Annotated in this window: 10 protein-coding genes and 2 tRNA genes; 4 read left to right on the top strand and 8 right to left on the bottom strand. The window is 70.4% G+C overall.

Annotated features, from left to right (window positions below; translation table 11 throughout):
- Together L0H79_RS18130 and L0H79_RS18125 are read left to right on the top strand one after the other, a co-directional pair.
- A partial coding sequence (locus tag L0H79_RS18130; RefSeq protein WP_367652493.1) for a DUF58 domain-containing protein occupies positions 1–1,300 on the top strand: 1,300 nt, incomplete at its 5' end.
- Positions 1,297–1,893 (top strand): hypothetical protein, encoded by a 597-nt coding sequence (locus L0H79_RS18125; protein ID WP_301486043.1) that lies wholly within the window; start codon positions 1,297–1,299, stop codon positions 1,891–1,893. The genes L0H79_RS18130 and L0H79_RS18125, both read left to right, overlap by 4 nt.
- 3 nt (positions 1,894–1,896) lie before the next feature.
- Here L0H79_RS18125 and L0H79_RS18120 read toward each other — a convergent pair whose 3' ends face one another.
- From L0H79_RS18120 to tig, 6 genes are all read right to left on the bottom strand, one after another.
- Positions 1,897–2,517: a hypothetical protein gene (locus tag L0H79_RS18120; protein ID WP_301486042.1), complete on the bottom strand. Its 621-nt coding sequence runs from the start codon at positions 2,515–2,517 to the stop codon at positions 1,897–1,899.
- Between the two features lie 28 nt (positions 2,518–2,545).
- The gene (gene clpX / locus L0H79_RS18115) at positions 2,546–3,820 is read right to left on the bottom strand and encodes an ATP-dependent Clp protease ATP-binding subunit ClpX (RefSeq protein WP_301486041.1); all 1,275 of its coding nucleotides are present in this window, start codon (positions 3,818–3,820) and stop codon (positions 2,546–2,548) included.
- A gap of 204 nt (positions 3,821–4,024) precedes the next feature.
- Positions 4,025–4,687 carry an ATP-dependent Clp protease proteolytic subunit gene (locus L0H79_RS18110; protein ID WP_301486040.1) on the bottom strand — a complete coding sequence of 221 codons (663 nt, stop codon included), beginning with the start codon at positions 4,685–4,687 and terminating at the stop codon, positions 4,025–4,027.
- 27 nt (positions 4,688–4,714) lie between these two features.
- A complete protein-coding gene (locus L0H79_RS18105) occupies positions 4,715–5,365 on the bottom strand; it encodes an ATP-dependent Clp protease proteolytic subunit (protein ID WP_301486039.1) in 651 nt (216 codons plus the stop codon).
- Positions 5,366–5,627: 262 nt separating this feature from the next.
- A complete protein-coding gene (locus tag L0H79_RS18100; RefSeq protein ID WP_301486038.1) occupies positions 5,628–5,888 on the bottom strand; it encodes a hypothetical protein in 261 nt (86 codons plus the stop codon).
- Positions 5,889–5,992: 104 nt separating this feature from the next.
- Positions 5,993–7,378, bottom strand: coding sequence for a trigger factor (tig, locus tag L0H79_RS18095; protein ID WP_301486037.1), 1,386 nt, complete (start codon positions 7,376–7,378; stop codon positions 5,993–5,995).
- Positions 7,379–7,541: 163 nt separating this feature from the next.
- Here tig and L0H79_RS18090 point away from each other — a divergent pair, with 163 nt between their 5' ends.
- Positions 7,542–8,054, top strand: coding sequence for a hypothetical protein (locus tag L0H79_RS18090; protein ID WP_301486036.1), 513 nt, complete (start codon positions 7,542–7,544; stop codon positions 8,052–8,054).
- Positions 8,055–8,116: 62 nt separating this feature from the next.
- Here the strand turns inward: L0H79_RS18090 and L0H79_RS18085 are convergent.
- A tRNA-Gly gene (locus L0H79_RS18085) sits at positions 8,117–8,187 on the bottom strand.
- A 100-nt stretch (positions 8,188–8,287) separates the two neighbouring features.
- Between L0H79_RS18085 and L0H79_RS18080 the strand changes: the two genes are divergently transcribed.
- A tRNA-Pro gene (locus L0H79_RS18080) sits at positions 8,288–8,361 on the top strand.
- Between the two features lie 28 nt (positions 8,362–8,389).
- Here L0H79_RS18080 and L0H79_RS18075 read toward each other — a convergent pair.
- A partial coding sequence (locus L0H79_RS18075; protein ID WP_367652492.1) for a tRNA (guanosine(46)-N(7))-methyltransferase TrmB occupies positions 8,390–8,873 on the bottom strand: 484 nt, incomplete at its 5' end.

The following is an 8,873-nucleotide window of genomic DNA, read 5'->3' as shown; positions in this document are numbered from 1 at the left end:
GCGTCGAACCACGGTGACCCAGTCGCTCGGCGCGTGGGCGCCCACCGCGGCGCAGGTGCGGGCGGTCGTGCTGGGCGCCGGCACGCTCCTGCTCGGCGCGGCCCTGCGGCGTCCGGACCTGGTCGTCATCGCAGTCCCCCTCGTCGTCGCGGCCGTCTGGGCGCAGCTGGCCCGCCCGCACACGGAGGCCACCGCCACCGCCCAGCTCGCGCAGCCGACGCTGCGAGAGGGCGAGACGACGACACTGGTCGTGCGCATCGAGCCGCTCCCACCCGGCTGCCACGGGGCCGTGCTCCTGTCGGAGACGCCGTGGGTGGGTCGGACCCCACCGACCGGGGCCGCACCGATCGAGGGGCCCGCGACCGCGATCGGCGTGCGCTCGACCCGGTGGGGCGTGCGACCGCTCGGGACCGTGACGGTCAGCCTGACCAGCCCCTGGGGAGCCTTCCGCGCCGGGCCGGTCGAGCTGCCCGACCTCAGCACGACGACCCTGCCGGTACCGGCCGGGTTCGACGCGGCCGCGCCGACTCCGCACCCGCGCGGCATCGTCGGGATCAACCGGTCGGCGCGGCCCGGCGCCGGCAGCGAGTTCAACAGCATCCGGGCGTTCCAGCCCGGAGACCGGCTGCGACGGATCCACTGGCCGGTCTCCCTGCGCACCGGCCGCCTGCACGTCACCTCGACGTTCGCCGACGAGGACGCCCACGTGATCCTGCTCGTGGACGCCTTCAGCGACCTCGGTCCCCGCGAGGGCGTCGACGGGCGCCCCACCAGCCTCGACGTCACGGTCCGCGCGGCAGGTGCCCTCGCCGACCACTTCCTCCGGTCGGGCGAACGGCTCACACTACGCACCGTCGGCGCGGCCGACATCCCGCCGCTCGGCGTCGGCTCCGGAACACACCACCTGCGCCGGGTCCTCGAGACGCTGGCCCGGATCGAGCCGGCATCGGAGCGGCGCGACGACGGGAGGCGGGCCATCCGCGGCCTCGACGCCCTCAGCCTGGTCCTCGTGCTGAGCCCACTGATCGAGGGCACGACCGTCGAGCTGAGCACGACGCTCGCCGGCCGGGGACTGACCACCGTCGTCATCGACACCTTCCCGGAGCACCTCACCGTGAGCCCCCGCGACCCCTACGAGGCCCTGGCCTGGCGGATCCGGCTGCTGTCCCGGCAGGCGCAGGTCGCGGCGCTCGTGGGCCGTGGCGTCCCCGTCGTGCCGTGGCGCGGCCCGGGCTCGCTCGACCACGTCCTGCGTGACATCGCCCATCGGGCCTCGGCCCCGAGGATGGTGCGCCGATGAGCAGCACGCCCAGCACGACTGGACGGCGCGGGCCGCACCGAACCGGCCGACGCCAGCGGCTCGTCCGGTTCGGGACCACCGGCACCGACTGGTCGCTCCATCACCTGCTGTTGGCAGCGGTGGCGACCCTCGGCGTCGCCCTCTACCTGCTGGCCCTGCAGGGCGCAACGGGTGGGAAGGATGCCGGATGGTGGCTGCTGACCGCTGTACCGCTGCTGACCTGGTCCCTGTCGAACTCGGCCGCGGCGCTCGCTCTCTGGTCCGTGCTGGTCGTCGTCTGGGTCAACCTGACACCAGCAGGCAGCTTCACGTGGTGGTCACTGCTCGCCGCGCTCGGCGTGACACTCTCGCACGCCGCGACCGCCCTGGCCGACTCGAGGCCGCCCTGGGCATACGTCGGCCGGGCCACCGCTCGCGGATGGCTGCGTCCGGTCGTCGTCGCGGTGGCGGCCGCGACGGTCGTCGCGGTGCTCGCCGCGCTGCTGCTCGGCCGGGCAGGGGGTCTCAGCGGAGCGGCATACGTGATCGGCCTGGCGGGGCTGGCGGCCGGGGTGTGGGCGCTACGGACCAACCCGCCCCAGGAGCCGGACTGACCGTCAGCGGCTCGCGGCCGGCCAGACGGCACACCAGGGCACGTCCCACCCGGCCAGGCGCAGGCGCCGCGCGACGAAGCGGTCGCGCGGCAGGCCGACGACCCGGCCGGTCGATGGTTCGTAGAGGTCTGGGTCGGGGCCGCCGCCCCCGGGGAGCACGAGGACGATGTGCCGCGGCAGCCAGGTGCTGCCGATGTAGAGCAGCGCCGGGCCGACCTCGTGGGTGCGGCTGCGCAGCTCCTCGTGGACGTTGCCGAGGCGAGCCCTGCCGGCGAGCCGGAACCACTGCGTCTCGTAGCGGGTCCCAGGCACTGCCACGCCGTGCTCGAGCTCGGCGCGGGCGCCCCACGGCGGTGTGCCGAGCGCTCGAGGCCACGGCGGCTGCAGCCGTTCGCCGGCGCCGACCAAACCGTTCGTGCGGCGCACCACGACCTGCTCACACGCCGCGAAGCGGTCGTCAGCCGTGTGCTGCGCCTGATCGTCCGGGTATCCGTGGCGGACCCAGTCGGCGAAGGCCGGGTTGGCCAGCATCCGGGCCACGGTCACGCACGCCGGGCCGCACGTCGTAGAGGACTGCTGCGTGGGCGCCGGGGTGCTGCGCCCGACGCGAAACGGTGCCGCCACGGCGGGTGAGCCTACCTGCCTCGTGTCCTCATGCGGGCTCCTTGCGCTGACGCTTGCGCGTCTCCGGCGCGCGCCGGACGACCGTCGGCAGCACGTTGTCCAGGACGACCTCGCGGGTGACGACGACCCGGGCGATCTCGTCGTCGCTCGGCACGTCGAACATGACGGGCAGCAGGACCTCCTCCATGATCGCGCGCAGTCCGCGAGCGCCGGTGCCGCGCAGCAGCGCCTGGTCGGCGACGGACTCGAGCGCGTCATCGGTGAACTCGAGCTCCACGCCGTCGATCTCGAACATCCTCTGGTACTGCTTCACGAGGGCGTTGCGCGGCGTCGTCAGGATGCTGACGAGGGCATCACGATCGAGCGGCGCGAGCGTCGTGAGGACCGGGAGCCGACCGATGAACTCCGGGATGAGCCCGAACTTGAGCAGGTCCTCGGGCATGACGTCAGCGAACGTGTCGACCAGGTCCTTCGGGCTGTGCAGCGCCGCGCCGAAGCCGAGGCCCTTGCGACCGGCCCGCTGCTCGATGAGCTTCTCGAGGCCTGCGAACGCTCCCCCGACGATGAACAGGACGTTCGTCGTGTCGATCTGGATGAACTCCTGGTGCGGGTGCTTGCGCCCGCCCTGGGGCGGCACCGACGCGGTCGTGCCCTCGAGAATCTTCAGCAGCGCCTGCTGTACGCCCTCGCCGGAGACGTCGCGGGTGATCGACGGGTTCTCCGACTTGCGGGCGATCTTGTCGACCTCGTCGATGTAGATGATCCCGGTCTCGGCCTTCTTGACGTCGTAGTCCGCGGCCTGGATGAGCTTGAGCAGGATGTTCTCGACGTCCTCGCCGACGTAGCCGGCCTCGGTCAACGCGGTCGCGTCCGCGATCGCGAACGGGACGTTGAGCATCCGCGCGAGAGTCTGCGCCAGGTAGGTCTTGCCCGAGCCGGTCGGACCGATGAGCAGGATGTTCGACTTGGCGATGTCGACGTGGTCCTCCGCCTTCTTGACCCCGTCGCCGGCCTGGATGCGCTTGTAGTGGTTGTAGACCGCGACCGCGAGGGACTTCTTGGCCTGGTCCTGCCCGACGACGTAGTTCTCGAGGAACTCGAAGATCTCCCGGGGCTTCGGCAGGTGGTCGAGGCCCAGCTCGCTCGTCTCGGCGAGCTCCTCCTCGATGATCTCGTTGCACAGCTCGATGCACTCGTCGCAGATGTAGACGGCCGGCCCGGCGATCAGCTTCTTGACCTGCTTCTGGCTCTTTCCGCAGAAGGAGCACTTGAGCAGATCTCCACCTTCTCCGATACGTGCCACGTGGATGCTCCCTGCTGGCTTGACTGCGCTGCCTCGACTGCCTCGCGCGGGGGTGCGCTCGACCAGACCCCAATCTACGGGGCCATGTCCTATTAGACGACGCGTAGGCCGCTCGCCGCTCGCGCAACGCCGCTTGTCCGCTGATGGCGGACAAACCACGCTCGTGTCAGTCCACGAGCCCAACTGCGCCGCTAGGGGAGCGGCTCAGCTCTCGAGCGAGGCCTTCCGTGAGGCGAGCACCTCGTCGATGAGGCCGTACTCCTTGGCGTCTTCGGCGGACAGGATCTTGTCACGCTCGATGTCGTTGCGGACCTGCTCTGAGGTGCGGCCGGTGTGGTGCGCGACGGTGTCCTCGAGCCACGTGCGCATCCGGAGCACCTCGTTGGCCTGGATCTCGATGTCGGAGGCCTGCCCATAGTCGCCGCCGGACAGGGCCGGCTGGTGGATGAGAATACGGGAGTTCGGCAGCGCGAAGCGCTTCTCGGGCGCGCCGGCGCCGAGCAGCACCGCGGCGGCCGATGCGGCCTGGCCGATGCAGAACGTCTGGATGTCGGGCCGGACGAACTGCATCGTGTCGTAGATCGCGGTCATCGCGGTGAACGAGCCACCCGGGCTGTTGATGTACATCAGGATGTCGCGGTCGGGGTCGAGGGACTCGAGGACGAGCAGCTGGGCGATGATGTCGTCGGCGGACGCGTCGTCGACCTGGACCCCGAGGAAGATGATCCGGTCCTCGAAGAGCTTGTTGTACGGGTCGGAGCGCTTCATGCCGTAGGAGGTGCGCTCCTCGAACTGCGGCAGGATGTAGCGGCTGCTCGGCTGGACGGGGCCGGGCACGGCGAGGCGCGAGGTCGGTTCGATGTTCATGCGGTCTTCTCCAATGTCCGTGCCGGGTCAGGCGTTGTCGGGGGCCGAGGTCTGCGACCCGGAGTCCTTGCTCAGTGCGCCGGCGTCAGGCGCGTCGCTCGACCGGGTGAAGACGTGGTCGACGAAGCCGTACTCCTTGGCCTCCTCCGCGCTGAACCAGCGGTCGCGGTCGGAGTCCTTCTCGATCTGCTCGGCGCTCTGCCCGGTGTGCTGCGCGATGAGCCCCGCCATCTGCTTCTTGATGTAGAGCATCTGCTCGGCCTGGATCTTGATGTCGGTCGCCGTGCCGCCGATGCCACCGGAGGGCTGGTGCATCATGACGCGAGCGTGCGGCGTCGCATAGCGCTTGCCCTTCGTGCCGGCCGAGAGCAGGAACTGGCCCATCGAGGCGGCCAGGCCCATGGCGACGGTCGCGACGTCGTTGGGGATCCAGTTCATCGTGTCGTAGATCGCCATGCCCGCGGAGATCGAGCCGCCCGGGCTGTTGATGTAGAGCCAGATGTCCTTGTCGGGGTCCTCGGCGGACAGCAGCAGCATCTGGGCACAGATGGCGTTGGCGTTCTCGTCCCGCACGTCGGAGCCGAGGAAGATGATCCGCTCCTTGAGCAGGCGGTTGTAGATGTGGTCGTCCAGACCACCCGGCGAACTGTTGCCGTTGGCGGAGATGTCCGAGGTCACCAGTGTCTCCATCGTCGAAGGTCTCCAGCCGTGGGCCCCGTCGTGGCGGCCCGGCTGGCTCGTCACAGACCCTAACGTCCCGGCCCGTCCGGGGATTTCCCGACCGGGCGGTGTTCGCCCTGAGCGCACAACACAACACCCCACGAGGGTGGGAGCGGCCCCCTGTCGGGGTATGCCGCTCACCATGCCTCACGACTCACCATGCCTCACGACTCACCGGCCGGCCGCCCAGGCCCGGCTAGCCCTAGCCCTAGCTCTAGCTCTAGCTCTGATCGTCCCCGCCGGGCTCGGCCGCAGCAGCCTCCTGCTCCGCGCGTAGCTGCCGCTCGAAGTCCGCGAGCGAAAGGTGGTCATCGATCGCGGCATCGTTTCTCCCGGTGTTCCCGGCCCCGTGCCGCACCGTGCCCACGCCCTGCTCGCCGCCGGTGCGCTGGTGTCGCAGCTGCTCGGCGCGTTCGGCGGGCCGGCCCACGTAGTCCTGCTCGACCTGCCTCAGCTCACCTGACTCGTTGAAGTCGCTCATCTGCCCGCTCCTGCCTGGTCGTCGGATGCTGGTCGTCACGTGACGTCCACCTCCGGCATACCCCGTCAGGGCAGGCTGTGCACGTGGGGCTGCGGCGCCTGGCGTCAGGCGTCGGCCTTCTCGCCGGTCTCGGCCGGAGCGGTCTCATCGGCCTCGTCCTCGGTCCCTGCGACGGCCTCGACCTCACCGACGTCGACTGTCTCGGGCCCGGCCTCGTCCTCGGTCCCCGGGACGGCGGCGTTGAGGTCGACGACGTTGCCCGCCGAGTCCTTGACGGCGACCTTCTCCAGGACGGTGGCGAGCGCCTTGCGGCGGGCCACCTCGGCAACCATGGCCGGGATCTGCCCCTCCTCGTCGATCGACTTGGCGAAGGCGTTCGGGTCCATGCCGTACTGCTGCGAGGACATGACGAGGAACTCGATCAGCTCCTGCTGGCCGACCTCGACCTCCTCCTGCTCCGCGACCGCGTCGAGGAGCAGCTGGGTGCGCAGCGCCTTGCGAGTGCTCTCGTCGACCTCGGCCCGGTGCTCGTCGTCCTCGAGGCGGCCCTCCTGCTCGAGGTGCGACTGGATCTCGGCCGAGATGACCGCCTCGGGGACCGGCACCTCGACGCGCTCGAGCATGACCTCGAGCAGCCGGTCGCGCGCGGCGACGCCCTGGCCGAACTTCTTGTCGTTCTCGGCGCTGCGCGCGATATCGGCGCGCAGCTCGTCCAGGGTGTCGAACTCGGAGGCCAGCTGGGCGAACTCGTCGTCGAGCTCGGGCAGCTCGCGCTCCTTGACCGCCGTGACCGTCACGGTGCAGTCGGCCTCCTTGCCCTCGTGGTCGCCACCGGCGAGCGGCGCCGTGAACTGCTTCTGCTCGTCGGGCGACATCCCGAGCAGCGCCTCGTCGAGGCCCTCGAGCATGTTGCCCGAGCCGACCTCGTACGACACGCCCTTGACGGAGTCGATCTGCTCACCGTCGAGAACGGCCGACAGGTCGATCGAGACGAAGTCGCCGTCGTTCACGGCGCGCTCGACGGTGACGAGGGTGCCGAAGCGAGCACGCAGGGCGTCGAGGCGCTCGTCGATGTCGGAGTCGCCGACCGCGACCTCGTCGACGGTCAGCTCGATGTCGGAGAAGTCGGGCAGCTCGATCTCGGGGCGCTTGTCGACCTCGATGACGAACGAGAAGTCGTCGCCGTCGGCCATCGGCACCGACAGGTCGCTGATCTCGGGCTGGCCGAGCGGACGCACCGAGTGCTCCTCGAGGGCCTGGCCGTAGAACTGGGGCAGCGCGTTGTTGACCGCCTCCTCGAGCACGGCGCCGCGCCCGACGCGTTGCTCGATGAGGCGGGCCGGAACCTTGCCCTTGCGGAAGCCCGGCACCTGGATCTGGTCGCCGATGTGCTTCAACGCCGCGTCGAGGCTCGGCTTGAGCTCCTCGAACGGGACCTCGACGGTCATCTTGACCCGGGTCGGGCTGAGGGTCTCGAGCGCACTCTTCACTGCGGGTACTCCATGGCTTGGATCGCGGCCGGTAGCCGGCCTTGGGCTTCGGGGTCGGCCACTCACGCGGAGCCACCGGGAGCACGCCACGACGGCATGACGCACCGACCGACCATGCTAGCCGCCCACGGCGAGATCGATAAATGCGCCTATGCTCGGCGCCATGTCGGCCCTCCCCGCACCCCTCGACGACCGCCTGCGGATGCTGCAGCTGCTGGCCGCGACGATCGCCGGCGGTGCCCTCCTCGTGGCGGTGGCCCGGGTGCTGGTCGACACCGCGGCGCCGTGGCCGTCGTGGTGGCAGCTCGCCCTCGTCGTGCTCGCGCTGCTCGGCTCGGCGCTGCTCATCCGCCAGGTCGGCTACGCGGTACCGGCGCTTCCGGACGGCCTGCCGGACGAGCATGCGGCCGCGACCAGCGTGCGGTACTTCAGCTCGACGACCGTGCTGCGCGCTGCCATCTGCGAGGTGCCGATCTTCGTCGCGTTGTTCGTCTCGATCCTGCCACCGCGCACGTGGCTCCCACTCGTGCTCGCGGTCCCGGGCGCGGCAGCGCTGTTCTGGACCCATGCGTGGCCGTCCGAGCGGACCGTAACCGCCGTCGCGGAGGGACTCGAGCGTGCGGGCGCGAGGAGCCACCTCGCCGAGGCGCTCGGTCTGCGCGGCGGGGTGGGCTGAGCGGCATACCGTGCATACCGGATGCCGCCTGCCGCGGCCCGCGAGAGCCTGCTGAGACCGCGAGCGGGCGACGAGAATCGAACTCGCGTAGCCAGTTTGGAAGACTGGGGCTCTACCATTGAGCTACGCCCGCGAGCCCCGGTCGTGAACCGGGGCATCGAGGCGCTAGCCTACTGGTCGCGCCCGTTCGTGACGAAATCGCACCAGGTGATGGCGATGCGTCCGCCGGGCCGCGGGGCATGGCGCAGTTTGGTAGCGCGTCCGCTTTGGGAGCGGAAGGTCGCAGGTTCAAATCCTGTTGCCCCGACACATGCCATCCGCAACGGTCGCTGCGGTCACCCGAGGTCGAGACGCAGCTCGTGGATCGTTCGTCCGGCGGCCCGGCCCTTGGCCTCGAACCCGTCGACGGGACGCCAGTACGGCCGAACGGCCCGACAGGCCGTCCACCGGGGGTGCACCGCCACCTCGGCCAGGACGTGCTCGGCGTAGAGGTCCTGGTCGGTCGCGAGGAGGACGTGGCCACCCGGCTTGAGAGCCCGGGCGAGCAGGTCCAGGTTGGCTGGGCTGACGAACCGGCGCTTCGCATGCTTCTTCTTGTGCCACGGGTCAGGGAAGAACAGGTGCACCGCGTCGAACGTGTCGTCGCCGACGCGTTCCTCGAGGAATACGACGGCGTCAGCCTGTTCCACCCTCAGGTTCGGAACGCCGGCGGCATCTGCCCGGGCCAGCAGCCGAGCGAGCCCAGGAGTGTGCACGTCCATGGCGAGCACGTCATGCGCGGGAGAGTGGGCGGCATACGCGATGGCGGCATGGCCGTGC

The sequence above is a fragment of the Intrasporangium sp. genome (genome assembly GCF_030452765.1).
GTDB lineage: Bacteria > Actinomycetota > Actinomycetes > Actinomycetales > Dermatophilaceae > Intrasporangium_A.
This window is presented reverse-complemented; position numbering and strand designations above follow the sequence as displayed.

Coding starts and splice junctions, on each gene's coding strand:
- L0H79_RS18125 (WP_301486043.1), top strand. CDS start 1,297: ATGAGCAGCACGCCCAGCACGACTGGACGGCGCGGGCCGCACCGAACC.
- L0H79_RS18110 (WP_301486040.1), bottom strand. CDS start 4,687: ATGAACATCGAACCGACCTCGCGCCTCGCCGTGCCCGGCCCCGTCCAG.
- L0H79_RS18100 (WP_301486038.1), bottom strand. CDS start 5,888: ATGAGCGACTTCAACGAGTCAGGTGAGCTGAGGCAGGTCGAGCAGGAC.
- L0H79_RS18090 (WP_301486036.1), top strand. CDS start 7,542: ATGTCGGCCCTCCCCGCACCCCTCGACGACCGCCTGCGGATGCTGCAG.